At 43.1% G+C, this 25,935-nt stretch carries 21 protein-coding genes; 18 read left to right on the top strand and 3 right to left on the bottom strand.

The window, feature by feature from the left end:
• Positions 1-27: 27 nt before the first annotated feature.
• From F7D47_RS11775 to F7D47_RS11745, 7 genes are all read left to right on the top strand, one after another.
• Positions 28-864 (top strand): phosphatase PAP2 family protein, encoded by an 837-nt coding sequence (locus F7D47_RS11775; protein WP_228113376.1) that lies wholly within the window; start codon positions 28-30, stop codon positions 862-864.
• Positions 837-1,253 carry a GtrA family protein gene (locus F7D47_RS11770; protein WP_119226880.1) on the top strand — a complete coding sequence of 139 codons (417 nt, stop codon included), beginning with the start codon at positions 837-839 and terminating at the stop codon, positions 1,251-1,253. The genes F7D47_RS11775 and F7D47_RS11770 overlap by 28 nt, the downstream gene beginning before the upstream one ends.
• Before the next feature lie 367 nt (positions 1,254-1,620).
• On the top strand, positions 1,621-2,643 hold the full coding sequence (locus F7D47_RS11765) for a LacI family DNA-binding transcriptional regulator (protein WP_118416365.1): 1,023 nt from the start codon (positions 1,621-1,623) through the stop codon (positions 2,641-2,643).
• A gap of 53 nt (positions 2,644-2,696) precedes the next feature.
• Complete coding sequence (locus F7D47_RS11760; protein WP_153086275.1) at positions 2,697-6,833, top strand: hybrid sensor histidine kinase/response regulator transcription factor; 4,137 nt, start codon at positions 2,697-2,699, stop codon at positions 6,831-6,833.
• A 114-nt stretch (positions 6,834-6,947) separates the two neighbouring features.
• Positions 6,948-9,902, top strand: a complete 2,955-nt coding sequence (locus tag F7D47_RS11755; protein WP_153095733.1) for a TIM-barrel domain-containing protein — start codon at positions 6,948-6,950, stop codon at positions 9,900-9,902.
• A gap of 107 nt (positions 9,903-10,009) precedes the next feature.
• Positions 10,010-12,520 (top strand): glycoside hydrolase family 2 TIM barrel-domain containing protein, encoded by a 2,511-nt coding sequence (locus F7D47_RS11750; protein WP_153086277.1) that lies wholly within the window; start codon positions 10,010-10,012, stop codon positions 12,518-12,520.
• 655 nt (positions 12,521-13,175) lie between these two features.
• Positions 13,176-13,751 carry a GNAT family N-acetyltransferase gene (locus F7D47_RS11745; RefSeq protein WP_022120562.1) on the top strand — a complete coding sequence of 192 codons (576 nt, stop codon included), beginning with the start codon at positions 13,176-13,178 and terminating at the stop codon, positions 13,749-13,751.
• Between the two features lie 246 nt (positions 13,752-13,997).
• Here the strand turns inward: F7D47_RS11745 and F7D47_RS11740 are convergent, their stop codons facing one another.
• The 3 genes from F7D47_RS11740 to F7D47_RS11730 all read right to left on the bottom strand — a co-directional run bounded on the left by F7D47_RS11740 (position 13,998) and on the right by F7D47_RS11730 (position 16,714).
• The gene (locus F7D47_RS11740) at positions 13,998-15,374 is read right to left on the bottom strand and encodes an alanine/glycine:cation symporter family protein (RefSeq protein ID WP_153086278.1); all 1,377 of its coding nucleotides are present in this window, start codon (positions 15,372-15,374) and stop codon (positions 13,998-14,000) included.
• A 78-nt stretch (positions 15,375-15,452) separates the two neighbouring features.
• Positions 15,453-16,025 (bottom strand): DUF4230 domain-containing protein, encoded by a 573-nt coding sequence (locus F7D47_RS11735; RefSeq protein ID WP_119230204.1) that lies wholly within the window; start codon positions 16,023-16,025, stop codon positions 15,453-15,455.
• 17 nt (positions 16,026-16,042) lie between these two features.
• Positions 16,043-16,714 carry a DUF4230 domain-containing protein gene (locus tag F7D47_RS11730; RefSeq protein ID WP_153086279.1) on the bottom strand — a complete coding sequence of 224 codons (672 nt, stop codon included), beginning with the start codon at positions 16,712-16,714 and terminating at the stop codon, positions 16,043-16,045.
• A gap of 371 nt (positions 16,715-17,085) precedes the next feature.
• On the opposite strand from F7D47_RS11730, the gene F7D47_RS11725 reads away from it, so the two are divergent.
• The 11 genes from F7D47_RS11725 (at position 17,086) to F7D47_RS11675 (ending at position 25,850) form a co-directional block, all read left to right on the top strand.
• Entirely contained in the window at positions 17,086-17,664 is a 579-nt protein-coding gene (locus tag F7D47_RS11725) for a DUF4738 domain-containing protein (RefSeq protein WP_153083611.1), read from the top strand.
• Between the two features lie 328 nt (positions 17,665-17,992).
• Positions 17,993-18,148, top strand: a complete 156-nt coding sequence (locus F7D47_RS11720; RefSeq protein WP_153086280.1) for a hypothetical protein — start codon at positions 17,993-17,995, stop codon at positions 18,146-18,148.
• A 108-nt stretch (positions 18,149-18,256) separates the two neighbouring features.
• Positions 18,257-18,595, top strand: coding sequence for a GNAT family N-acetyltransferase (locus F7D47_RS11715; protein ID WP_153086281.1), 339 nt, complete (start codon positions 18,257-18,259; stop codon positions 18,593-18,595).
• 385 nt (positions 18,596-18,980) lie between these two features.
• The gene (locus F7D47_RS11710; RefSeq protein ID WP_153108152.1) at positions 18,981-19,751 is read left to right on the top strand and encodes a hypothetical protein; all 771 of its coding nucleotides are present in this window, start codon (positions 18,981-18,983) and stop codon (positions 19,749-19,751) included.
• A gap of 20 nt (positions 19,752-19,771) precedes the next feature.
• Positions 19,772-20,665: a FimB/Mfa2 family fimbrial subunit gene (locus F7D47_RS11705; protein WP_153086283.1), complete on the top strand. Its 894-nt coding sequence runs from the start codon at positions 19,772-19,774 to the stop codon at positions 20,663-20,665.
• Positions 20,666-20,693: 28 nt separating this feature from the next.
• Positions 20,694-21,587 (top strand): fimbrillin family protein, encoded by an 894-nt coding sequence (locus F7D47_RS11700; protein ID WP_153086284.1) that lies wholly within the window; start codon positions 20,694-20,696, stop codon positions 21,585-21,587.
• 22 nt (positions 21,588-21,609) lie between these two features.
• Positions 21,610-22,545: a fimbrillin family protein gene (locus F7D47_RS11695; RefSeq protein ID WP_153086285.1), complete on the top strand. Its 936-nt coding sequence runs from the start codon at positions 21,610-21,612 to the stop codon at positions 22,543-22,545.
• A gap of 86 nt (positions 22,546-22,631) precedes the next feature.
• The gene (locus F7D47_RS11690) at positions 22,632-23,525 is read left to right on the top strand and encodes a fimbrillin family protein (protein WP_153086286.1); all 894 of its coding nucleotides are present in this window, start codon (positions 22,632-22,634) and stop codon (positions 23,523-23,525) included.
• A gap of 14 nt (positions 23,526-23,539) precedes the next feature.
• Positions 23,540-24,928 (top strand): leucine-rich repeat protein, encoded by a 1,389-nt coding sequence (locus tag F7D47_RS11685; protein ID WP_153086287.1) that lies wholly within the window; start codon positions 23,540-23,542, stop codon positions 24,926-24,928.
• Positions 24,929-25,222: 294 nt separating this feature from the next.
• The gene (locus F7D47_RS11680; protein WP_153082491.1) at positions 25,223-25,366 is read left to right on the top strand and encodes a hypothetical protein; all 144 of its coding nucleotides are present in this window, start codon (positions 25,223-25,225) and stop codon (positions 25,364-25,366) included.
• Positions 25,353-25,850, top strand: coding sequence for a DUF6169 family protein (locus tag F7D47_RS11675; RefSeq protein ID WP_118117046.1), 498 nt, complete (start codon positions 25,353-25,355; stop codon positions 25,848-25,850). The genes F7D47_RS11680 and F7D47_RS11675 overlap by 14 nt, the downstream gene beginning before the upstream one ends.
• Positions 25,851-25,935: the final 85 nt, after the last annotated feature.

Genomic DNA, 25,935 nt, shown 5'->3' with positions numbered 1-25,935 from the left:
AGTTCTATCAATAAAAAGTAGAAAAAAGTGTTTAGTATCTATCTGATTATCCTCCTGGCGGTACTCGCAGCCTGGAAGAAGACACGCCGTTTTGCCTTCTATTTTCTGCCTTGGTTCCTCTTTGGAATCATCTACGATTCGATGCGCCTTTATCCTAACTATATGGTGAACGATATTGACGTGGCGAATCTCTATCATGCAGAAAAGTCGCTCTTCGGCATTGCTGCTTCATCCAGCGCAGAACTGCAAGCCGTAGCCGACCATAGCCAGCTGATGATTCCGGGCGAATACTTCAAGGTTCACCATTGCGGTTTTGCCGATTTCTGGGCAGGCATCTTCTATCTCTGCTGGGTTCCGGTGCCTATCGCCTTTGCCCTTTATCTGTATCTTACGAAACAGCTTAAATGGTTCAGACGTTTCTCCTGGGCTTTCCTGCTGGTGAATATCATCGGCTTTATCGGCTACTACATCTATCCGGCTGCTCCGCCCTGGTATGCGATGAACTATGGCTTCAAGGCTGTGCTCAATACACCGGGCAATGTGGCTGGCCTGGGCAGATGGGACGAAATGACCGGACTGCACGTGTTCCACGGACTCTATGGCAAGAATGCCAATGTCTTTGCTGCCGTGCCTAGTCTGCATGCTGCCTATATGTTCCTCACCACGATTTATGCAGTGATGAGCCGTAAACGCTGGTATACGGTGGTGCTCTTCGCCTGCATCTGTCTGGGAATCTGGTGGACGGCAGTCTATTCCGGTCATCATTATATCATCGATGTCATGTTGGGTATTCTTACTACGATAGTAGGCGTACTGCTAATGGAATCCAAGAGAATATGGGCAAGATTAAAGAAGAACTCGTAACCTTCGGCAAGGCAGAACTGACTGCCTCCTGCGCCTCTGTGATAGACTTCGGACTGGCATTCTTCCTCTCAGATATCATTGGCATTTATTATGGACTTGCCAATGCGCTGGGAGTGATAAGTGGCGGCATTACCAACTGCATTCTGAATTACCGCTATGTGTTCGGCGATTCCAAGAGCAAGAAAAAGAGTGTAGCCTGGCGCTATTTTATCATCTGGGGCATCAGCTGGATGCTCAATTCAGGCGGCACCATTGCTCTGACCGAATTTCTGAATGCGCACGAGCATATTCAGTTGCATTACATGATTCCGAAGAGTATTGTGTCTCTGCTGGTAGCGATATTCGTAAACTATCCGGGGCAGAAGAAATTTGTTTTTAAGCAGAAATAACCATATCAGATGGGGGCAGTATTCAGTATTTGCCCTCATCTTTTTTTGTATCCTGTTTTTGTATCCTGGCAGGTAATCTGTTGGCATCGGGACATAAAAAAAAGAGTTTGGATTGTCTCCCGACATTCCAAACCCACGCTTGTTTCTAACTAACTTATTATCAACTATTCATTACTTTTCAGTTTGCAAAAATACGAGTTTTTTTCTTATAAAATAAATTTTTTCAGAAAAATAATAACGTAAACGTTTGCGTTTTCGAAAGAAATTGTTATCTTTGCAAAGAATTCACTAACTTTGCAGTCGGAAAGACAAAATATGCAGAATTTGTGGATACAAAAATGTATGTCTATAAAGCGTAAACTAACAAATGAAACAACGAAGAACATCTTTGAAAGACCTCGCCGACCGACTTGGCGTCAGCATCGCAACCGTATCAAGAGCCTTGCGCAACAGCCATGAAGTGGGAGAGGAGATGACTCAAAAGGTGAAAAGCCTTGCCAAGGAGCTCAATTATCGCCCAAACCCCTTTGCGCAGAGCCTCAGAAAAGAAGCACCAAGGGTGATTGGCGTGATTGTGCCAAACTTGGTGACCCATTATTATGCTGCCGTGCTGGATGGTATAGAAGATTATGCCGTAAGGAATGGTTATTCGGTGATCAGCGCCAATAGCCACGAGAATACAGAACACGAGAAGAGAGCGGTAGAAAACTTCCTGAATATGCATGTAGAAGGCATCATCGCCTGCCTGGCACAGGATACGGTCGACTATTCTCACTTCGAGCAGTTGCATAAGATGGGAGTTCCACTGGTGTTCTTTGCCCGTTGTTGCTTAGAAGATAAGTTCTCCCAGGTAGTAGGCAATGGTGATGTTGCTGCCCAGGAGGCTACCCAGCATATGATAGATACCGGTTCGCGCCGCATCGCCTTCATCGGCGGTCCAAACCATCTTGATATGGTGCGCCGCAGAAAACACGGTTATCTGGAGGCGCTGAGAGAGAACCGCATCCCTATCGACCGCGACCTCGTTGTCTGCGACAGAATCGATTTCGATGTGGCCCGAAACGCTACCCTCCGTCTCCTCGAAAAGGAGGACAGACCTGATGCCATCCTCGCCTTTAACGACATAATCACCTATGCCGCCTTCGATGCTATCAAGGAAAAAGGGCTCCGCATACCAGAGGATGTTGCTATCATCGGTTTTACCGATGGTGATACTGCTGCCTTCGTTACGCCGAAACTCTCGGCTATCATGGACAAGGCGCACGAACAGGGAACCACAGCCTGCGATCTTCTCATGAGAAGTATCAATGGTGATGAGAAAATCTATAAGAAAGTGGTTCCGATGATTCTGAAAATACGTGAAAGCTCTGAGAAGAACGACGTGAAATAATTCCTATTTACTGAAAAAAATCTTTTTAGATAATACATAATAAACCTACAATTATGATGAATAAAAAACAAAACTACTTCAAACATGCCATCGTGCTGTTTCTGCTCTTGCTGCTCATGCAGCCGGGTAGGGCGTGGGCTGCCTATGAAAACGTAGAATTCAGCAGCCTCACCAATCACGATGGACTTACGAACAGTCAGGTGCGGGCTATCCTCAAGGACACCAGAGGCTACATCTGGTTCGGTACCCAGTCAGGACTGTGCCGCTTTGACGGCTTCCGTATGAAAACTTTCTATTATAGCAATACTGATGATAAGTCGCTGCCTAACAATACGGTAGACGAACTCCAGCAAGACTATGATGGAAATATCTGGGTGCACACCTCTGTGGGCTACAGCATTTACAAATACGATGAGGAGCAGTTTGACCGTAAACCGGAAGAATGGCTCAAAAACATCCATGTGCAGGGATCTCCTTATAAACTCCTGATTGATAAGGATAAGAACATGTGGATAGCTGTCTACGGACAGGGACTCTACTATCATAATGCCAAAACAAAAAATACCTACCTTTTTAAATTTACCAAAAAGGCTCAGCTTGGTTGTCTGAAAGAGGGAAACATCAGTAAAATTACCGAGGTTGATGGCGATGCGCTCATTACCTATGATGATGGTACAATCTGCCGTGTCAACGGACAGAAGCAGAAGGTTCTCTGGTACAATTCCTTCCTTGCTACCCATAAGGCTGCCGGTGATAATGGCGCCTATACTTTCTATGATGGTATAGGAGGTTTCTGGGTTTCAGTAAGCAATGCCAATTATGTGTATCAGTCTAAGACCGGAAAATGGACCGATGCCCGTTCTTATCTTACCAACATGGGCATTGCTATTCCTTCTCCAAACCGTATTCTGATGCGTGATATTGCTCGCGATAAGGCAGGCAATCTTTGGGTGGCTTCCGACCATAACGGTCTTTTCTTTGTTGATTTCAAACGCAAAATCTGCCGTCAGTATCTTCATACCGAGGCAAAGGGAAGTATTGTTGACAATTCCCTGCAGAAGGTTTATGTGGACGATGAGGGAGCTATCTGGGTAGGTAGTTACAAGAACGGCGTGGCTTATTATTCGCCTGCTGCTCAGAAATTCACTACCATTCCACTTGGTGATATCTGTACTATTACACAGGATCTGAATGGTAATCTCTGGTGCGGAACCAATGATAGCGGTATTGTATGCTACAGTCCGCTGACTGGACAGAGCTGGCGATTCGGACAGACTGAAACCGGTCTGGCTTCGGATATTATCGTCAGCAGCGTAACCATGGCTGATGGTACGATGTATTTCGGAACCTTCAATGGTGGACTTGCCCAATATAAAAACGGCAGATGGAAGAGTTTTCAGGCAGCTCCTGGCGGACTTGCCAATAACAGCGTCTGGTGTCTTGCCGAAGATCCGTATCATCGCCTGATTATCGGAACCTTGGGCTCAGGCTTCCAGATTTATAATCCTGAAAGTGGTAAGTTTACAACCTACAATGTTCAGAATTCAGGTATTACCAGCGATTTTATCAACTCGCTCTTCCTGCCGGATAAAGATGAAATCCTGATAGGTCATTCGCAGAACTATTCTATCTTTAATTTCGGAACCCGAAAGGTAACCAATGTGAATACAACCAAGGACGGACAGCCTTTCCCGAGTCCTTCCCTGAATTACATGATGAAGGATAGTCGAGGCATCTTGTGGATGGCTTCGCCTGCGGGTGTCACCATGTATGATGAGGCTTCAGGACAGTTGGAGTCAATCAATGACCTCAATGGTACGCAGGGCACGGTAGGCTGTATGGTGCTCGAAGATAAGCAGCATAACATCTGGCTGGTTTCTGAATTTATCGTTACCCGTGTTACGCTGACCAAGAACAATCAGGGCAAATGGGACATTACGATGATCAGCTTCAATTCGCTCGATGGCTTGCAGAGCCGCCAGTTTAACCAACGTTCTGCCTGTCTGATGAGAAATGGAGCCATCGCCATCGGTGGACAGGATGGTATTAATATCATCAATCCTGCCAAGATTCTTCCTGCCCAGAAACATGCACATGTCTTGTTCAGCGGTTTCGTACTCTTCGATCATCCGCTGAAGGCAGGTGAGGAGTTTGAGGGAAGAGTGCCTCTGGAAAAATCGCTCGATACTCATCCTGAACTGGATCTCAGTTATAAGGACAAGGCGTTTACCATACAGTTTGCTTCCGACCAGGTAAGTATTCCTGCCCGTTGCCGTTTCCTCTATCGCATGAAGGGACTTGATGACAAATGGATGCTGACTCCTGAGGGACGTCCGGAGGCTACCTTTACCAATCTCTCTTCAGGCAGCTATGTCCTGGAGGCAAAGGTGGTGAATGCTGATGGTAGTGTGAGCGAAGAGGTGAGCACGCTGAAGATTCATATTCAGCCACCTTTCTATCTCTCTATATGGGCGATTATCGTATATATTATATTAATAGGTGTAGCTTTCTATCTCTACCGTAAACGTATGCTCGAAAAGCAACGTGTAAAATTCGAACTCCAGAGCAAGGAAGACAGTATCAAGAAGACTAAGGAGTTGAATGAACTCAAACTCAACTTCTTCACCAATGTGAGCCACGAACTCCGTACTCCGCTCACCTTGATTATCTCGCCGCTGGTCAATATGATTAGAGAAGAAAGAGATGAAAGTAAACGCAGAAAGCTGGAGATGATTCATCGCAATGCTACCCGTTTGCTCAATCTGGTAAACCAGATTCTCGACTTCCGCAAGATAGACCAGAATAAGGAAAAACTTACCCTGTCGCATATCGACATCGTGAGCTTCGTTGACAATATCTGTACTTCGTTCCGTACTTTGGCAAACAGCAAAGTAACGCTTGCCTTCGATTCTACGGTGCCTAGTCTGCAGATGTCGTTTGATGCTGATAAGGTAGGAAAAATCGTGAATAACCTCTTGAGCAATGCCTACAAGTTTACGCCAGATGGCGGATTTATCACCGTTTCTCTGAGTGTTGCACTCCGCCAGCGTGTAGGAGACAAGGATTCGGATATGCTCCGCATCTCAGTATCTGATACTGGCAAGGGCATCAGCGATAAGGAGAAGGAACATGTGTTTGAGCGTTTCTATCAGGTCAATGGTACTGAAATGCAACCACAGGGTGGTAGCGGAATCGGTTTGAACCTGGTAAAGAAGTTTGCCGAACTGCATGGCGGTAAAGTAGATGTTACTGATAATCCAAGCGGAGAAACCATCTTTATGGTTGACCTTCCGATAGAGAGCAGTACCACCTCTAATTCTACGGCACATCTCGGTTCGCTGCGTGCAGCACCTATCATAACAACGGTGCATCAGGCTACTGATGAGGATCCGGATGCAGGTAAGAACGTTCTCTACGGAATGAGTAAACATGCGCATCAGCCTGGAGAATCGATGATCAAGAAGCCGGTAGTGCTCCTCGTTGACGACAGTGAGGACTTCCGTGAGTTTATGAACGAAGTATTGACAGACTATACGGTTGTTGAGGCTGTCAATGGTCAGGATGCTTGGAACAAGATCATCGACCGTCGTCCTGATATCATCCTGAGCGATGTGATGATGCCTGTGATGGATGGTAACGAACTCTGCCGGATGTGTAAGGACAATGACGAAACAACAGCCATACCTTTCATCATGCTCTCAGCCCGTATGGGAGATGAGCAGCGCAAGGAAAGTCTGAAGTGTGGTGCTGACGAGTATATTGCCAAACCATTCGATATTGATATGTTGAATCTCTGTATTCTGAACCTCTTGAAGAAACGCAAGAATGTGAGCACAGAATATGTAATAACAGAGGCCGACCGCAAATTTATAGATGAGGTGAATGCTTATATCCGCGATCATATGAGCAATCCTGAAACATCGGTAGAATCGCTCAGTACTCATCTTTGCATTTCACGCGTACAATTATATAAGCGCATGATTTCGCTGACGGGTATTACACCTTCTGAGTATCTCAGAACCAAGCGTATCAAATTTGCAGAGCATCTGCTGCGCTCGGGCGACTTGAACATCAGTGAAATAGCCTATAAGGTGGGATTCAATAATCCACGTTATTTCACTAAATACTTCCAAGACGCGTATGGCGTTACGCCGTCTCAATATCGTAAGAATCTATCAGAATCAGAGTAATTTACGCATCTGATTAACATTTTATACACATACATAAAACATTTGCGCACAAAGATACGGGAATTTTCTCGTATCTTTGCCGCAGATTTTTAAACTTTCCTTTAAACGTATAAAATGAGACTAACTAAAACATTATTGATTTCAGCAGTGCTGCTGATGAGTGCCACAGGCATGCAGGCAGCAGGTTTCAACCAGAATGGTAATTATCTCACTGTTCAGTTGAAGCAACACCAGAATTTTGGTCCTAGTCAGATTCGCCTCCAGGTGGTGAGCGATAAGATTATCCGTGTTCAGGCTACAGCCGAACAGAGTTTCCGTAACAAACAGAGTCTGATTATTGTGCCTCAAAACAGCAAGGCAAACTATAAGGTGGAAGAGCAGGGAGACAATCTCATCATTACCACTGCAGCCATGCGTGCTGTCATGAACGAGGCTACGGGTCAGATTACTTTCTATGACTTGAAAGACAATGTCCTTCTCAATGAGGTGGCTCAGGGCGGAAAGACTTTCAAGCCTTTCACTGTGCCTGACCGTGAAATCGGTGTAGACATTGCCAAGGTTCCTGAAGCACAGAAGCATGGATGGTCATGGCGTGCGCTCTTCAACTCTCCTGATAACGAGGCGTTCTATGGTCTCGGTCAGCATCAGAGTGAGGAACTCAACATGAAGGGTAAGAACGAAGACCTCTTCCAGTATAATACCAAGGTGAGTGTGCCTTTCGTCATCTCTAATAAAAACTATGGTATCCTCTGGGATTCTTATTCTTATTGCCGTTGGGGTAATCCGGAAGATTATCTCCAGCTGAACCGTGCCTTCAAACTCTATGATAAAGATGGTAAGGAAGGTCAGTTGACAGGTACTTATGTGGATAAGAACGGTCAGAAGATTGTTCGAGGCGAAGATAGCATTTACTTTGAGTATGCAATGCCTGAGGCTTCTGAGGTTTGCAACCAGACCGACAAGGGTGGTATTCAGAACCTGCCAAAGGGTTTCGCCCTGAATGGCTCCAAGGTGGTGTACGAGGGTTATGTGGAAGCTCCAACCAACAGCTTCTATCAGTTTATCCTCTATTATGCCGGCTACATGAAGATTTATATCGACGGCAAACTGGTAGTGCCTGAGCGCTGGCGTACAGCCTGGAATCCGAACTCTTATAAGTTTGAAACTCCTATCACGAAGGGCGTAAAGACTCCTATCCGTATCGAGTGGCAGCCTGATGGTGATGTTTCTTACTGCGGTCTTCGCGTAGCAGCTCCTCGTTCTGAGGCAGAGAAGAACCAGTTGAGCATCTGGAGTGAGATGTCACCGGATATGGACTATTACTTCATCGCAGGTCAGAATCTCGATGAGGTAATCTCAGGCTACCGTACTTTGACAGGTAAGGCTTCGCTCTATCCTAAGTGGACACTCGGTTTCTGGCAGAGTCGTGAGCGCTATCAGAGCAGCAAGGACATCGAAGAGAACCTGAAGAAGTTCCGCGATCTGAAGATTCCTGTAGACAATATCGTTCAGGACTGGAACTACTGGAAGCTCGATTCATGGGGAAGCCATGAGTTTGAGGCGGCACGTTATCCTAATCCACAGGCGATGCTCGACAGCGTACACGCGATGAACGGAAGATTCATGATTTCAGTATGGCCTAAGTTCTATGATACTGTCAAGAACTATAAGGAACTCGACAGCAAGGGCTGGATGTATCATCAGGCTATCAAGGATGATATTCACGACTGGCTCGGCTTCCGCGGTTCATTCTATGATGCTTATTCAGATGGTGCCCGCAAGATGTTCTGGCGCCAGATGGACGAGAATCTTTATACCAAGTATAAGTTCGGAATCGATGCCTGGTGGATGGATGCATCTGAGCCAAACGTTCGCGACTGTACTCCGATGTGGTACCGCAAGGCACTTTCAGGTCCTACAGCTCTGGGTACATCTACCGAATATTTCAATGCTTACAGCATCGTGAATGCTGATGCTATCTATAACGGACAGCGCAGCGTGAACCCTAACCAACGTGTCTTCCTCCTGACCCGTTCCGGTTTTGCCGGTGAGCAGCGCTACAGTACAGCTACCTGGTCGGGCGACATCGCTACCCGTTGGGAAGATATGCGTGCCCAGATGACAGCCGGCTTGAACTATTCTATGGCAGGTCTTCCTTTCTGGGGAATGGACCAGGGCGGTTTCTGTGTAGAAAACCGTTATGTTGCTGCCCAGCAGGAATTTGATAAGACCGGTAAGGAGAATGCAGACTTGAAGGAATGGCGCGAGTTGCAGGCGCGTTGGAACCAGTTCGGTTGCTTCGTACCTCTTTATCGTACTCATGGCCAGTGGCCTACCCGTGAGGTCTGGAACATTGCTCCGGCAGATCATCCGGCTTATAAGACCATTGTTGCATACGATAAACTCCGTTACCGTCTGATGCCTTACCTCTACAGTATGGCGGGTATGGTTCACTTCAAGGATTATACCATGATGCGTGGATTGGTAATGGACTTCAACGGCGATGACAATGTTTACGACATCAAAGACCAGTGGATGTTCGGTTCTGCCTTGATGGCTTGTCCTGTAGGTGAGTATCAGAAGTACAGCCGCAATGTTTATCTTCCTAAGCAGAAGGGCTGGTATGATTTCTATACAGGTAAGCACTATGCCGGTGGACAGACTATCGTAGCCGATGCGCCTTTCGATAAGATTCCAGTCTTTGTTCCAGAGGGTTCTATTCTTCCTGTGGGTCCAGAGATGGAGTGGAGCGATCAGAAGAAGGCTGAACTCATCGATCTCTATGTCTATGCAGGCAAGGACGGTTCTTATACACTCTATGAGGATGAGGGAACCAACTACAACTACGAGAAGGGTAAGTATGCTATGATCGACTTCAAGTATAATGATGCTCAGAAGACCATTACTATCGCTGCCCGTAAGGGTGCTTTTGATGGTATGCTCCAGAAGCGTCGCTTCAATATCGTACTTGTTAGTGATAACAACCAGCAGGGTATCAGCCTCGCCAAGGCGCCTAAGGGCAAGATGGTGAAGTATGCTGGTAAGGCAGTTACTGTAAAACTGAAGTAGTCTAATCTCCCACAGATGACACAGATTTCACAGATTTTTTTTATATTCTCAGAAAAGATTAATCTGTGTAACTCTGTGCTATCTGTGGGATTTCTTATATGATAGGAATGAACAAGAAAACATTATTGGGCGTAGTTTTGATGAGTGGGCTTTTAGCTCATCAGTTGAACGCCCGCGAACATCAGTCTTTTGATAAAGACTGGCTTTTCGTTTTAGCCGATAGTGCCGGTATGCAGAAATCGGAGTATGCTGACGGACATTGGCGCCGTTTGAATCTTCCTCACGATTGGGCGATAGAGGGCGATTTCTCTCCTTCGAATCCTTCGGGAGCCGGTGGTGGTGCACTGCCGGGCGGCATCGGGTGGTACCGTAAGCATTTCTCGGTAAATCCGAAGGAAAAGTATGACCGCTTTACCATCACCTTTGATGGCGTATATATGAACTCTACCGTGTATATCAATGGTCATAAACTCGGAACCCGCCCTTATGGATACAGTACATTCGAGTATGATCTTACACCTTATATTAATAAGAAGGGTGATAATGTCATTGCGGTGAAGGTAGACAACAGCGACCAGCCTAACAGCCGCTGGTATTCCGGTTGCGGTATTTACCGTCATGTTTGGCTCACCAAAACCATGAAATCTGCTTATATTCCCCAATGGGGGCAGTATGTAGCAACTTCTCCACAGGGTGATGTCAGGGTGAAGGTGGATTTCGCTGCTTCCGGTAATAAGATGAAACTCTCTGTCCGTAATACAATCTATGATGCTGCCGGAAAGCTCGTAGCCAAGAGTCAGGGTGTTCAGGAACAGAAACTCCGGGTGAAGAATCCGCATCTCTGGGACATCGGAAAGGGATATCTCTATACCGTGAAGAGTGAGCTGGTAGTAAACGGGAAGGTAGTGGATGTAGCTACGACTACTGCCGGTTTCCGTGATGTAAAGTTTGATGCAAAGAAGGGTTTCTTCCTGAATGGCAAGAATATCAAGATCAATGGCGTCTGTGAGCATCATGATTTCGGTTGCCTGGGTGCTGCTGTCAATGAAGATGCAATGCACCGTAAGCTTACCATCCTTCGCGATATGGGCGTGAACGCTATCCGAAGCAGCCATAATCCTCCGGTACCTGAACTCCTGAACATGTGCGATTCGATGGGTATCCTCGTGATGGATGAGAGTTTCGACATGTGGCGCCGCAAGAAATCTAATGGCGACTATGCCCGTTTCTTCGATGAATGGCATAAGAAAGACCTTTCTGATCTCATCAAGCGAGATAGAAATCATCCAAGCATCATCATGTGGAGTATCGGTAATGAGGTACTCGAACAATGGTCGGATGCGGCTGCTGATACGCTCAGCTTAGAGCAGGCTAACCTGATTCTGAATGCCGGTCATGATGCTTCTACCTTGGCACATAGCGATGAACTGAGTGTCAATTCACTTCTTACCCAGCATCTTGCCAAAATTGTGAAAGAGTACGATCCTTGGGGCACACGCCCTGTTACTGCTGGCTGTAATGAGCCTGATCCGAAGAATCACCTCTTTAAGAGTGGGGCTATTGATGTTATAGGTTTCAATTATCACCATCAGTGGGTGAAGGATGTGCCGAAGAATTTCCCTGGCAAGCCTTTCATTCTGTCGGAGAGTGTTTCTGCCTTGCAGACTCGTGGCTACTATATGATGCCTAGCGACAGCATTTATACTGCGCCAAAGGAATGGTGGTTGCCTTATACCGATCCATCGTTTATGTGTTCGGCTTATGATAATTTCCACGCCTCATGGAGTAGTACCCACGAAGAAACCTGGGATGTGGTGAAGCACAACGACTTTGTGGGCGGACAGTTTATCTGGACCGGTTTCGACTATATCGGTGAACCTACTCCTTATGCTTATCCTGCCCGTAGCAGTTATTTTGGCATTATCGATTTGGCGGGTCTTCCAAAAGACAGCTATTATATGTATCAGAGTGAGTGGACTCAGAAAGATGTGCTTCATCTCTTCCCTCATTGGAACTGGCTGCCGGGACAGACCATCGACATGTGGTGTTATTATAATCATGCCGATGAGGTAGAACTCTTTATCAATGGCAAGAGTCAGGGCATCCGTAAGAAGACAGTCTACGGTGCAAAGAACGAAGGCGATGCTTTCAGAAAGAGTACTGAATATCATGTGATGTGGCGCGTAAACTTTGAACCGGGAGAAGTAAAGGTTGTAGCCAGAAAGAATGGTAAAGTTCTTAGAGAGCAGGTCATAAAAACAGCAGGAGCTCCTCATCATCTTGTGTTGAAGAAGACTTATCAGGGCTGTCAGGCTTTTGGCACTTCAGATCCGACCACCTTTGTCGAGGTGAATGTGGTAGATAAAGACGGCAATCTCTGTCCAAACGCAGATAACCAGATTTTCTTCTCTGTTTCAGGAGAACAGGAGGCAAGTGACCAAGACAACAAGAAAACGCCAAAGATTCTGGGAACAGATAATGGATGTCAGACTTCTTTGGAGCGTTTCACCGATTCACATCGCAAGGCATTCTTCGGAAAATGTGTCGTTGTGATAAAAGGAAAGGGAACCCTCAAGGCTCAGGCAGTAGACTTAAAGGATGCTTCTGTAGCTTTGTGATTATAGTAATATTCTGAAAAACAAAACATTAAGGATTTATATTGCGAAGAAGAGGATGTGTCATAAGTTTATGATTCACCCTCTTCTTGTCGTTGGTAAATATGGGTTATGTTGCTGGAAGAGATAGGATATGTTGCTGAAAGAGATAGGATATGTTGTTGAAAGAGATAGAATAAGTTGTTGAAAGAGATAGGATATGTTGTTGAGACAGTCAGTATCTTCGGTCGCACAACAGCTGTTGTGCGCTTGCATAACAGCTGATATGCGCATGCACAACACCTGTTGTGCATGCGGTAGTCAACTGTTATACACCTACTATTATCCTGATTTATGACACACCCTCTTTTTTCGCTCTTAAAAACGAAAAAGGTTTTGAAGCATTGGGACCCAAGGGATTTGGGTATCTCTATTATACTAGTAATAGAAATTTAGCTTCAAAACCTGCGGCAAAGATACATCTTTTTTTCGAATAAAAAAACTTTTTCGAATAAAAAATATAAAAAACTTGCTCTTATCAAAAAATATACGTAACTTTGTAAACGATAAGGCATCAAAGCCAATCAGCAATCATGAAAAAAGTAATTGTAGAATTTCCTCACGATGCTGGAACATGAAAGAAATAACAATAATAAAACAATAAAATAAAAACAATATAATGAAAATTCAAATAGAACAGGCTACGCCTGACAAGGCTTCGCATATCGCATCGCTTATCATGGAGGCGATGAATGCGCAGTGTTGCCAAAATTTTGCTGGTCCTCAGCATACATTGGTTGATTTTCACCGTATGATGACTAAACTTGTAGAGATGGAGGACAGTCAGTATAGTTATAAGAATACATTGGTTGCTATGTCTACTGATGGCATTCTTGTTGGCATCTTGGTTGCATACGATGGTGCTGACGTCAAAAGATTACGTAAGCGCTTTATTGAGGCTGCGATCGTGGCTTTTGGAATAGACTATTCGGCTATGGAGCTTGAAACAGAGGAAGGTGAGTTCTATTTGGATAGTTTGGCAGTTTCTAACCAATACCGTGGAAAAGGTATTGCATCTAAACTGTTGGATGCTGCTATCTCTCGCGCAAGAGAATTAGGACTTCCTGCTGTAGGTTTGCTTTGTGATAAAGGCAATCCGAAAGCGGAGCGTCTCTATACGAAGGTTGGTTTCCAATATGTCAATGATACCACTTGGGGTGGTCATGCAATGAAACATCTTCAGTATAAATTGTAATCTGATAGGGCAAACTGTGCAAACGTTTGCCCAATAAAAAGTATAGAAATCAACAGAAAATGTGCTGTTTATTGCGCAAATGGTAGTATCTTTGCACCATAAGTTCATAACGAATAGGTTTTTTGGTTTTTAGAAAAGATATTTTATTAGTTTTTGTTGATTTAATAATAAAAGCTCGGTCTGCAGTGATGCAATACCGAGCTTTTGTATTTTTACTCCCATTCTGGGTATTTCCTTTCTGTGTCTTTATTCTAATTCCTCTATTTCTTTTTCGTCCATGTCTTTATCTAGCTGGTCTCTCCACAGATACTTTCTGGTTTCATGCACTATGATACCACTCAGGCAGAGCAGGGAGATAAGGTTTGGTATGGCCATTAAAGCATTCATGCAGTCGGCAATGTTCCAAACCAGTCCCAGACTGATGACACTACCCAGGAAGATAGTAGCAATATAGACTATGCGGAAACAGAGCATCCACTTTTTGCCTTTCAGATATTCTACACACCGTTCTCCATAATAACTCCATCCCAATGTAGTACTGAATGCAAATGTTGCCAGTCCGATGGTCAATATCGGAGCTCCGATATATGGAATCTTACTGAAGGCAGCCTTGGTGAGTGCTGCTCCGTTATGGTAGTCAATGTCTGGATATGCTATGATACTTGAGGTGATGACGAGACCTGTAAGGGCACAGATGATGACAGTATCCCAAAAGGTACCGGTAGATGAAACCAATGCCTGGCGCACTGGGTTACGGGTTTGGGCTGCTGCAGCAACGATGGGTGCCGAACCCAGACCACTTTCGTTAGAGAACAATCCGCGGGCTATACCATAGCGGGCTGCAATCATCATGGTACTTCCAGCGAAGCCGCCACCTGCAGCCTTTGTTGTGAATGCAGAGTCAAAGATTACGTGGATGGCAGGCAATAAATAAGCATGATTTACACAGAGAATGTAGATGCAGCCTAATACATAAAAGAGTGCCATGAAAGGTACCAGCATGCCACAAACCTTGGAGATACTTTTCACGCCTCCAAGAATCACAGCTGCTCCTAAAGCCGTAACGATGGCACCAGTAATGTATGGAGAAATGCCGTATTGGTTTTCTACCAGGGTAGAGATGGCATTTGCCTGTACCGTGCTGCCGATTCCAAATGATGCCAATGCGGCAAAGAGGGCAAACAGAACTGCAAGCCATTTCCAGCCCAATCCTTTTTCCAGGGCATACATAGGACCACCCAACATCGTGCCTCGCTTGGTCTTTACGCGATATTTTACGGCGAGTAATCCTTCGGCATATTTGGTAGAAATACCAAAGACACCGGTTAACCAGCACCAGAGTACGGCTCCTGGTCCGCCAAGAGCGATAGCTGTAGCCACACCGATGATGTTACCGGTACCAATTGTAGCTGCCAATGCTGTTGCCAGTGCTCTGAACTGTGAAACATCTCCTGTGGCATTCTTGTCTTTCTTTACAGACAGTTTGATTGCCTTGAAAATCTTGCGTTGTGGAAAGCGCAAGCGGATGGTCAGAAAGATGTGGGTTCCCAACAGCAGGATAATCATAGGCCATCCCCACAGGAATGAACTAAATGCGGTGAAAAAATCGTTTATTGCATCCATCTCTTAAAAATTTTATGTTTATCTTATATCTATATTTTTTATACCTGATAACGCAGTTACTTATGTATTATAACCTTGTTATTTCTCAAATTCTATCTTTACGTTTTTGAATCCCATTGCTTTCAGCATCTCTCTAAACTGAGTTTTGGCATTCGCCTGTGCAGTATAGATGTTGGTGCGGTTTAAGCAACGTTTCTTCATGGCTTGATAAGCACGCTCATACATAGCCTGTCTGTCGCTGCCTGTCCATTTGCCTTCTTCAAAGAAACTCTTGGTCTTCGCTTCGTCTATGAAGTTATGGTCCAGCAGTTTGATAGGAGGTAAAGTGCATACGATGCTGTCCTGGCTGGTTTGTAGCCATCCTTTTTTTACATCCTTCATATCGATACCCAAGCGCAACGTTCCGTAATAGATACGTACCAGTTGGTCGTCGCCCCAAAAGCCACGGCGTATAGTATCTATCAGTTCTTCATCACTTACAGATAGAAATTCCCATTGACCGATATTCTCGATGCTTTCTACCTGAGTGGGTGAGAGGGTTGTCTTATCTTCCTGTACCACGCTGACCTCGTTGTCTTTGGTGAGCCAATAGAAGGCTCCACCCAGAATAAGGATCAGTGCTAATAGTACGATGATTTGTATTCTTTTCATATCATTGTTCTCCTCGCTTAGTGATTCTTTTCGATAGTTGTCTTATCCAGAAGAGTCTTCAGATCGTTGAAAGTGAATTTCTTCCTGAAACTGATTTTGATATTCTCTTCTGCGAATCCCATGTCCTGTAGCATCGGAATCAGGGTGTTTGCTGCACTTTGGCGTGCCTGTTCAAGAATATCTAGGTTCGGTATATCGCGAATGATACTTTCCCTGCCTTGTTGTTCGAATTGTGACAGTTCTGCATCACTGTAGTTCTTTCTGGTGAGTGAAACGAATTGTCTTACACCTTCGTGATTGATTTTACTGCTGGTGAGCATCACTTTTGGGTCTGGTAAGATGATTTCTATCTTGTCGCCTTGTCGGTTAATGTTCTTAGCAGAGAATTCTGAAAAGTCTACATAAGCTTTTAATGTCGCATCCATCGGAATGGCCACCTTGCGGTTTGAGCCGGGAACATGAATATTAAAGTCTTTCTTGAACAGTGAGCCCTTCAGATTAAGCTGGTCATCATGTGTTATAATCTTATGAACATGAGCTTCTGCTGTATATAAGCGATTGCATTTCTGTATCTGCATCACCATCACAGGTATTGTGTCGATGACTTGCTCCTTCTTTTCTGTTTGCTGATGCGAACATGAAATGAAGGCAAAAAATACAGAAATGATAAATATTAACCTCTTTTTCATACTTAATGTCTTTATTATGCTGCAAAGGTACGGCAAATTGTTCGAAAAACAAAACAAAATCGTTTTTTTTGATGTTCTTTTGCTAAGAAATGAAAAAAAAAGCAGAAAAAGCACTTTTTTTTATATCTTGATTAAACCTTTTCATTTTCTTTTCGTCAAAGTTACGATTAGAATTCATAAACTGAACTTTTATTATATCGTGTAAGATTCAATAGGAAATTTATTAGTTAGTATTTAGGTATGTTAAGGCGTCTGCTTGTGAAAGTAGGCGCCTTTTTGCGTCTGATTTTGTGTAAGAATGTAGATTTCGGTTCTTTTCTTTGGCTATTTCAAAAGAAAAATGTACTTTTGCAGTAAGAAAAAATAACGGAATGAAACGAATTGATTATATATTAATAGGTCTTTTGGCTATTTCTAGCTTGACGGCTTGTACAGAAAAGAAGAAGAGTAATATCATTATTGCTCCTAAACCGGTGGCTAAGGTTGTGAACAAAGCTACTCAGAAAATGAGTGATTATGAGCAGACCAGGGAGGCTGACTGGGTTGGTTCCCATTATAAAGTGGTGGTGAAGCGTAGTTCTGACAAGGAACTTCCGGTTCTCCAGTTGGACGAAAACACCAAGTATTATGATAACAGAATTTCGGTTAAGGTATTGAGAAGTGATGGCTCAGAATTCTTTAGCCGTACTTTCACAAAGAAAGATTTCACATCCTATATTGACAAACATACACAGGACATGGGTGCTTTGCTTGGTATTGTGTATGTGAAAGCAGAAGGTGATTATCTTTACTTCGCAGCAAGTGTTGGGTCGCCTGATGTTACCAGCGATGAATATGTACCTCTGGTACTTAAGATTTCCCGAATGGGTAGTATCTCTATATCAAAGGATGAGAAGTTGGATACCAACGCTTCTGCTGAAGATGAAGAAGAGGAAGAAGATGGGGTATAAAGCGGTTCTTCCGTTGATTCATAATGAGAAATTTATGGCAATTAGAACTTTTTGGATTAAATTCCATGCTTGATAAGCAGATTTCTTAGAAAACATTTGGAGATTCCGACAAATATAGACAGAACTTTCGCATGTGGTTTAAGTACGGGCTGAAGGCCCAAAAGCTTTTAATATGCGTTTTAATACTAAAAAGAACAAAATAACCTGCTAAATATTTGGAAGTTACAGAAATATTGCTTAATTTTGCAAAAGAAAAGCTGCCCTCGGCAATTTGAAAGCAAGCTTTCATTGCGCTCGTTTGCATCACAAACATTTAAATGATATAATTATGTTAGGAATAAATGCACCAAAAGTTTTAGCTAAAGGCAAATACGCACAAGCCGTTCGTAAAGCCGCTCTTGCATCCATCGGTGCAAAAGCAAAGAAAGATGATGCCACAAAGACATCAAATTATCCATATAAATTTGAGTGGAATATAGAATGAATTTAGAAGAATACAAAATGTGTACGCTTAAAAGCGAATAACACGATTGTTGCTATTTTCGCCTTAGCATTCGACTCCGTTGACATAGATTCAGATGATTTTGATGATATGCGTATAGGTGCAGCAGGAACCGATTTACCTGCGGTAAAAGAAACTTTCCGAGAACAATTCGAACAAAAATATACTTATCCCGCTTTAGAAATTGCCTACTTAGCTATTGATAAAAAATTTCAAAGCTTACATCTAGGTTCAGCCTTAATTGAAGAAATAGCTTCGATGGCTAGAAACCAAAGATATGCTGGTTGCGTTTTCTTGACAGTAAGAGCTTGGCATACCTCTAATTATAGCGCAGTAGGTTTCTATGAAAAGAATCAATTTGCAAAATTGACTCCTGTTCCACAAATGGATGTTTGGCCAATGTACAAAACAATTTGGCCGAAAGAATGATCCCCCTATGCCCTTTACCTTTGCTTTACCCTTCGGCCAGCGATTTTCAATTCCGTTACGCGCTGGTGCCGGCTAAAGATTTACACAGATTCTGGGCTTGAATAGAGTCTGGAAACGTTAAAGAATACTAACAAGGTGTCGCATTGCTCACGAATGAGACACCTAAAACCAAAAAATCATACCTGAAAAAACAAATATTACCCCCCCCACTTTCATATAAAACCCTTAACTTTGCACCAGGATTTTTACAATCTGTATCATGAAGGATTTAAAATATTGTAAATTATAATCAAAACATGATAGATATGAATGAAGTTTTAACTAAGAAAAAAGTATGTTGCTCTTTGGAAAAAGACAGTATATTTTCTATAAAAAAAAGATCAATATGAGAAATTACTTAACTGGAAAAGAAAGATTGCTGGTCGCATTGCTTGCTTTTATTCTTCCTTTTTCTTTTGCGAAAGCAGAAGTAAAAGAAGATGGAAAGACGGGGCAGCAAGGCTGGTACGTCGGAGTAGAGGGTGGAATGCCTTTCGGTTTCTCTACCTTCTCAGGCTTCGGACATGACAAGACGCACCTCGGTTGGGCTGCTGGCTTATATGGGGGCTATCGTTTCAACTCCATCTTCTCGGCTGAGTTATCTGCCAAGTATGGAGAAATGAACTTGTCTGCACAAGACTGCTGCGTAGAACGTAACTATTGGTTGGGTAGCGACGGTGTGCTTTACAACGCAGGTGTTCTGGGCATGGACTGTTGGGAATATGCCAATCTGAAAAGCCATGTCAGAATGGGCAGATATGGGGCAAGAGTGAACGTTAACCTCCTTGGGTTGTTCCATAAGACAGCTAACAGCCGATGGGATTTGGCTGTTTCACCTCATATATATGCAGTAACGACCAAGGCTGATATTCAGACTATAGCCGATGATGCCAAGGTGATGAAAGGTTCTACCAACTGGCATTTGGGTTATGGTGCAGACTTGCAGGTGGGTTATCAACTGACCTCATGCCTGAAATTGGGTATCTATTCCGGTCTGACTCGTCTTACTGGCGAACGTATGGACGGAATGCCTGAGCATCTGCATAAAAACAACTTCTTGTGGGAAAGTGGCATAAGATTAGGAATCAACTTGCCTTTTACCCATCATCATCAGTAACCCATAAAACAAGATAGAGAATGAAAGCAAAAAGAAGATTTAATATTTGGTTATGGGTGCTGTTATGCGTCCCATGCCTGTTGGCAAGCTGCGACCATGATGTTCATGATGGTGAGGATGAGGGTGGCTTGTCGGTATCGCTCACTTGGGCGGATGAAGCCGACCAAGGTACGGATGTGAATGACGTGAAGCTCTGGATATTCAATGCCGATGACGGTTCATTAGTAGAGGAAAAACATGGTGGTAGTGCACAGGAGTTGGCAAGCCAACGCTTCGCTCTTCCTGAAGGGCATTATCAGATATTGGCTATTACCAATCTTATAGAGCCATTCTTCACCACTGACCAGACCAGGGCTTTGACCAACTGGAACAATATCCAGATAGGTTTGACCAATCCTAAGGATGTAAGGAACAATGCCTATTTCGGAGTTGCCGATGTGAAGATAGATAACAAGGAAGGCAGCTATGTGGTGCAAAACCCTATGAAGAGCGTGCTTCCGGAACTGACCGTCATCATTGAGAATGTGCCGAAAGGTACAGAGATGAGTGGCAAGGCATTAGATGCAGCCTGGTGTCTGTTCCCTACACAGAAGAACAGTGATGGAGAATACGGTTTGCCGAGCATAGAGCCAACGGAAGTGGAACTCCCTACTATCTTGGCTACGGAATCAACCCTGAAATCGGAAGTCATCCGACTGATGCCGACCATACAGGGAAGTTCCGCCTCTCATGTTTATCTCCGCCTCTTGCTTCCTAACGGGACCTTGCAAGAGTATGACATCACCGCCCCTGCGATGAAGGTTGGAGGAAAGTATGAGTTGCGACTCAACTACAACCAAATGCAGCCAAAGATGAATCTGGAAGCTACCATCAACGGTTGGACGAACCTCAACAATGAAGTAGAAATCAAATAATAATAATAACATTTAAAATATTGATAAGATGAAAAAGATGACTAAGTTCTTCGCCCTTGCACTCTTGGCTGGTGCAATGGTTTCATGCAGTACAGAAGACACCGCACCTTCTACCCAGAACGATAAGGTAGCCGTGCAGTTTACTGGTGGTATCAGCGTAAACACCCGTGCTGCCGGTTTAGCTTGGGCTGAAGGTGACATGATCGGTATCTTCATGACAGGTACCAAACAGCCTCTCTCGGCAGATGCTATCCAAGAGGGTGTTGACAATATTTGCTATCAGACAAGTGGAAGTATAGGCTTTTCACCTGTTTCTGGAGGTAAGACTGTTTTCTTCCCGATAGATGGAGATGTGGACTTCTATTCTTACTATCCACAGACCACTGTCAATGATTACAAGGTAGCACTTGATGTAACAGACCAAGGGAAACAAGAAGCTATCGACTTCATGTATGCCAAGACAGAAGGCTGCAACAAAGCTACGCCACAGGTATTCTTGAAGTTCTACCATAAGTTAAGCAATCTTGTTTTGGATGTTCAACCAGGTAACGGTCTCACGCAAGAAGACCTTAAGAAAATGACTGTGACAGTGAAAGGTCAGAATACTAAAGCCACTTTCAATCTTGCGGATGGGACCATCTCTGGTGAAGGAAATCCTACGGACATCAAGATGAAAACTACCCAAGCTGGCAAGCTGTATGAGGCAATCCTGCTCCCTACAGAAGAAGCAAGCCGAGTGATAGAGTTTGACCTCAACAATGGTTACGACGCTCCTTTCGTATGGACAATGCCTGCAAAACTTGAGGGTGGCAACAGATACCACTATACAGTAGTAAAATTGAGTCGTTCTGCCGTAGATATTTCTGGAAACATTGAGCCTTGGATAAAGGCTGGAGACGATAATGAACATATAGCACAATAACAACACTTAAAATATAACGTTTATGAAGAAATTTAGATTCTTATACATCGCTGCCGCAGCATTGCTGTTTGCAGCTTGCGCTAACGAAGAAGACGGTATCGGCAACAATGGTCCTGTTGCTGCTACCGTACAGGCGGACATTGTTAAAAACATCACACGTGCCACCACTGACGATACATGGTCTAAGAATGATGCCATTGGCGTATATGCCACATCTTCTGGCAATACAACAGGAGACAACAAAAAGTATGTAACAACAAATGGGGATGGTACTTTTGAAGCTGCTGACAATAACAACATCATCTATTTCAAGGACAACAAAGAGACAACATTTAGTGCATACTATCCTTATAGCGAATTCTTAACTGATGGTAAAATGAATTGGAATATAGCTGAGGTAGAAGCAAACCAACCTTGTAAGGCTGATGTACTTTTTGCCTCAGGAGCTACTGCAAGTAAAGCATCTCCAACTGTGAATTTTACAGATGCAGAACATCGCTTTAAGCATTGTATGAGTTTGGTTGAATTCAAAATTAAGCCAGGGCAGGGTGTCAAATATAACAATTATAAATTCAATAGCTTGGATATGAAAGGAATATTTACAAGCGGTAAATTTGACACAAGAACAGGTTCGGTTGAAACTGCTGGTGACAGAGCTACTCTTACTCGTGTTTTTAATGATGTACCTTTTGAAAGCGAAGAAAGTTTTGCTTATATCATGTTGCCGCAAAGCCTTGAAAGCAATAAAATGGATATAGAGATTTACTTGTTGTTGAATGATAGCGAAGTAAAATACACAACCCCTATAACACCATCCACCAATGGACAATTTGAAGGTGGCAAAAAATATACATACAACATAACTGTTAAAAATACTGGGATTACTATAGAAAAAGCTAATATAGTTCCTTGGGAAAATGGTGATTCAAGTGATTTAGACGCAGATATAGCTTTGTAATGATAAATAAGGTACTGAAAATAGGGAATACAGGGTTAGTGAGCTTGGCAGCTCACTAACTCACTAACAATAAAAAACTGAAGATTATGAAGACGATAAAACAAAGAATTTCCTATGCGGTAATGGGCCTTATGGCTATGGGCTTTACAGCATGTACGCAAAATGAAGATATGGCTCCTACGCTGAAAGGGCAGGAAATCAATGCCACTTTCTCTGTTGGAGGCATGCAGACTCGTGTCAATACATTGGGACACGGTAACAATTGGGAGAATGAGGACCTAATAAGTGTACTGCAAATTTTCGGTGATGAAGATACTAGAACTGGTGAATATAAATATGTGGAAGAAAATGGGTTATACCGTTGGGAACCTATCAGAAGACTTCGCTGGGAAAAAGTGGGAAGATGCGAATTGATTGCTTGGTATCCTTCTGATATGGCCAATTTTCCTATCTATAATTTGCATACAGACCAAAGTGATGAGACTCAGTTGAAAGCTGCAGATTTAATAACCGGATGTTGGTACGATGTCCCTAAAGATTATGTAGATATTCCTATGAAGCATCGCATGTCGCTGGTCACGATAGTATATCATGTTGGAACTGCGGATTATCCTGATATGGATATTAGTGAACCACAAGTGTATTCAAAAAACAACAGTGTTAGATTTTTTGGAGCCCCAGACCATGGGCAATTAGTAATGGGTACACCTTCAGGTAATCCTGATTGGGTACAAGCCTGTAAGCATGACGATGGTATGTTTTCTGCAATCGTTATCCCTGGTTCCTACAAAGTTGGCGAGATTTTCGTGAAATTCAAGATAGGCGACCAAAACTTCCATGCAAAAATGAGGTCAAATACGGAGTTTCAAGAGGGCCATCGCTACACCTACAAACTCGATGTAGGAAAAGACAAAGTGGAACTAACCCGAATCAGCATAGATGATATGACTGGTTGGACAAACGAAGATGAACTCAAATAATTGGAGGAAAGAATATGAAAAAGATATTTCAATACATCATGCTGGCAGTCGTTACTATAGTAATGGCGTCATGCACAAGTGATATAGAAGAACCAACCGCAACAACAGGCAAGAGCAACGTACAGTTGGTTGTTGGTGAATTTCCGGCATTCGGAGATTCGCAGACTCGTGCTATAGGTACACCTGATGAAGGCAAGACTTCATGGGCTGAAGGAGATGAGTTGCTTCTGGAGATGACCAGTAAGACTTTCGGGACTAAGTATGCTGCTTTTACATATAATGGCAGTAATTGGGAATTGGCAAGTGGCGAGCTGTCTTATAAAGAAGACGAAGTGCCAACCTTTCCTCATGTATATTATGCCCCTAATTACAAATGGGAAGCAGGCAAATTAGTTTTGAAAGAAGGCAAGGTTGCTGGAACAGATGAATATATTGAGGGAACAGCACAAATAACCCATAATGGTCAGAGTATAACCGTAAATTTTTCCGGAGCAACACGCAACTATTCCCGCTTGCGCATTGCAACGAATCCTGCTATGAATCAAGGAAAGCCAATTACTGTGACAGTAAAGGACTTTGCTCCAGCTAACATATTAGACAATATAAACTGCACCTATACCCTTACGCCTGATGCTAAAGGGAATGTGTATTTATATGGTCTTTTCACTTACTACTCAACTGTTTCTGTAAAATCTGGAGAGTACTCTTTAGTGGATTATGAGTTTTACCCAGGAACCAAAGATGGCATAAGCTATGCGCTGAATGCCTATGCTATTGATGCCAATAACATGACTGCTACAGAAATAGAAAACGTTATTAAGAAAGAATTGACAGAAGGAAAAACTGACATTAAGCTCATTCTTGCACCTAATGCAGGCAAAGAAGTTTTTGATGCTATTCGTGAAGCCTTGAATGGTGGAACAGATGGTAGCATTGACCTTTCCTTGATAGGATGCAAGGAAATTCCTGCAAATGGTTTGAACAATGAAGCAGGAGAATTAGAGCCTTTAAAGTCTATTTTTTTACCAGATGTGACAACGTTAGGTAAAAAGGCTTTGTATTTCTGTATAAATTTAGAAACAGTAAATGCTCCAAAAGTTACAACTATATATCAACAAGCATTTTACGGATGCATACATCTTAAAAAAGTTATATTGGGAACACTTACCGATGTACGAGGAGAAGCAAATTCTGAAGATGGTATTTTTGATGGTATTAACTATTCGAGTCCATATATAGATTTGTATTTGCCTGAAAATCAAGAAATTATGAATGGTAAATTTGACAAGAATAGCAATCAGTATATTTGGAAGCCTTCAGGTGTAAAATACGTTGACAGCTTTGACAGTGATGATAGTATATTCCTCGGCTATCAATTTAGGTCAGTAAGGAGTTGGAAATAAAGGGCAGTACTATCAAGTTTAACTCCTAAGCTGGGCAAGGAGTATAAGTTGCTCAGCAACATATATTCACCCGCACCTCACGGAAAACAACAAGGGTCTATATGCCACGATGAGAGGTGGGCGTATAGACCCTTCATCGTGTCTTGATACCTGTTGGGTGGATGATATGGCTGTGTGGGCAGTGGTTTTGAAATCCAAACTTTTCCCGAAACTTTTCTCCCGTTTTCTTTGCACTTTCAAAATAAAAGCTTATCTTTGCAACCAACAAGAAGTAGAACTTTAAAATGAATAAGTATGGCTTTAAAAATTAAAACTCGTGAAGAAGCAATTGCTGTATTACGAGATATGGTTAGACGTAAAAAAGAAATGGAAGCAAAGGCTCAAATAGACTTTGCTAAAGCACGAGAGGAGGCTGCAGACTGTTATGCATGCCTTTAACTTAACTCGCCTCAATTTTCATTCTCCTTATAAGGTCTGGATAGATAATGGATCATATAAGTTCTTAACAGATTATGGTGTTCAGTATCGAATAGAATTTGTAGAAAACAATAATATTTGGGAGGATGAAAAAGCGTATGAATTCGGCATTCTCAATGAAAACAAGAAGAATTCTCCTAACGATTCTAAAGTTAAAGCAACTATACAATGTATTATAGAGGAATTCTTTCTTACGAATCCCGATATACTTCTATATCAATGTGAAACGGGTGATAGCAGACAGGCTATGCGAGCTCGCCTTTTTACCAGATGGTTTAACGAATTCGATAAACGAGATCGTTTTTGTGTCAAGGTTTCTATTCTTAGGGATGAAGAAGTTGACAATTACATAGCCATTATAGTTCAAAAGAGTAATCCTAAGTTGAATGACATTCTTCGAGATTTTGATGAGTTTATCGGTTTCTTTGATACAAAGCCCGAATAATATAGTAAATCTGCAATTAACTTGGTTGGCAAGGGTCTATATGCCACGATGAACAGGTGGCGTATAGACCCTTGATTATATGGTG

This window comes from Segatella copri (genome assembly GCF_009494835.1).
GTDB classification, from domain to species: domain Bacteria; phylum Bacteroidota; class Bacteroidia; order Bacteroidales; family Bacteroidaceae; genus Prevotella; species Prevotella copri_F.
Note: the sequence above shows the minus strand (reverse complement) of the source record. Positions and strands in the feature narration are given on the sequence as shown.

What these genes read in the sequence shown, in the direction of transcription:
- F7D47_RS11770 (WP_119226880.1), top strand. Translation starts at nt 837, where the DNA reads ATGGGCAAGATTAAAGAAGAACTCGTAACCTTCGGCAAGGCAGAACTG.
- F7D47_RS11765 (WP_118416365.1), top strand. Translation starts at nt 1,621, where the DNA reads ATGAAACAACGAAGAACATCTTTGAAAGACCTCGCCGACCGACTTGGC.
- F7D47_RS11760 (WP_153086275.1), top strand. Translation starts at nt 2,697, where the DNA reads ATGATGAATAAAAAACAAAACTACTTCAAACATGCCATCGTGCTGTTT.
- F7D47_RS11755 (WP_153095733.1), top strand. Translation starts at nt 6,948, where the DNA reads ATGAGACTAACTAAAACATTATTGATTTCAGCAGTGCTGCTGATGAGT.
- F7D47_RS11750 (WP_153086277.1), top strand. Translation starts at nt 10,010, where the DNA reads ATGAACAAGAAAACATTATTGGGCGTAGTTTTGATGAGTGGGCTTTTA.
- F7D47_RS11745 (WP_022120562.1), top strand. Translation starts at nt 13,176, where the DNA reads ATGAAAATTCAAATAGAACAGGCTACGCCTGACAAGGCTTCGCATATC.
- F7D47_RS11740 (WP_153086278.1), bottom strand. Translation starts at nt 15,374, where the DNA reads ATGGATGCAATAAACGATTTTTTCACCGCATTTAGTTCATTCCTGTGG.
- F7D47_RS11735 (WP_119230204.1), bottom strand. Translation starts at nt 16,025, where the DNA reads ATGAAAAGAATACAAATCATCGTACTATTAGCACTGATCCTTATTCTG.
- F7D47_RS11730 (WP_153086279.1), bottom strand. Translation starts at nt 16,714, where the DNA reads ATGAAAAAGAGGTTAATATTTATCATTTCTGTATTTTTTGCCTTCATT.
- F7D47_RS11725 (WP_153083611.1), top strand. Translation starts at nt 17,086, where the DNA reads ATGAAACGAATTGATTATATATTAATAGGTCTTTTGGCTATTTCTAGC.
- F7D47_RS11720 (WP_153086280.1), top strand. Translation starts at nt 17,993, where the DNA reads ATGTTAGGAATAAATGCACCAAAAGTTTTAGCTAAAGGCAAATACGCA.
- F7D47_RS11715 (WP_153086281.1), top strand. Translation starts at nt 18,257, where the DNA reads ATGCGTATAGGTGCAGCAGGAACCGATTTACCTGCGGTAAAAGAAACT.
- F7D47_RS11710 (WP_153108152.1), top strand. Translation starts at nt 18,981, where the DNA reads ATGAGAAATTACTTAACTGGAAAAGAAAGATTGCTGGTCGCATTGCTT.
- F7D47_RS11705 (WP_153086283.1), top strand. Translation starts at nt 19,772, where the DNA reads ATGAAAGCAAAAAGAAGATTTAATATTTGGTTATGGGTGCTGTTATGC.
- F7D47_RS11700 (WP_153086284.1), top strand. Translation starts at nt 20,694, where the DNA reads ATGAAAAAGATGACTAAGTTCTTCGCCCTTGCACTCTTGGCTGGTGCA.
- F7D47_RS11695 (WP_153086285.1), top strand. Translation starts at nt 21,610, where the DNA reads ATGAAGAAATTTAGATTCTTATACATCGCTGCCGCAGCATTGCTGTTT.
- F7D47_RS11690 (WP_153086286.1), top strand. Translation starts at nt 22,632, where the DNA reads ATGAAGACGATAAAACAAAGAATTTCCTATGCGGTAATGGGCCTTATG.
- F7D47_RS11685 (WP_153086287.1), top strand. Translation starts at nt 23,540, where the DNA reads ATGAAAAAGATATTTCAATACATCATGCTGGCAGTCGTTACTATAGTA.
- F7D47_RS11680 (WP_153082491.1), top strand. Translation starts at nt 25,223, where the DNA reads ATGGCTTTAAAAATTAAAACTCGTGAAGAAGCAATTGCTGTATTACGA.
- F7D47_RS11675 (WP_118117046.1), top strand. Translation starts at nt 25,353, where the DNA reads ATGCATGCCTTTAACTTAACTCGCCTCAATTTTCATTCTCCTTATAAG.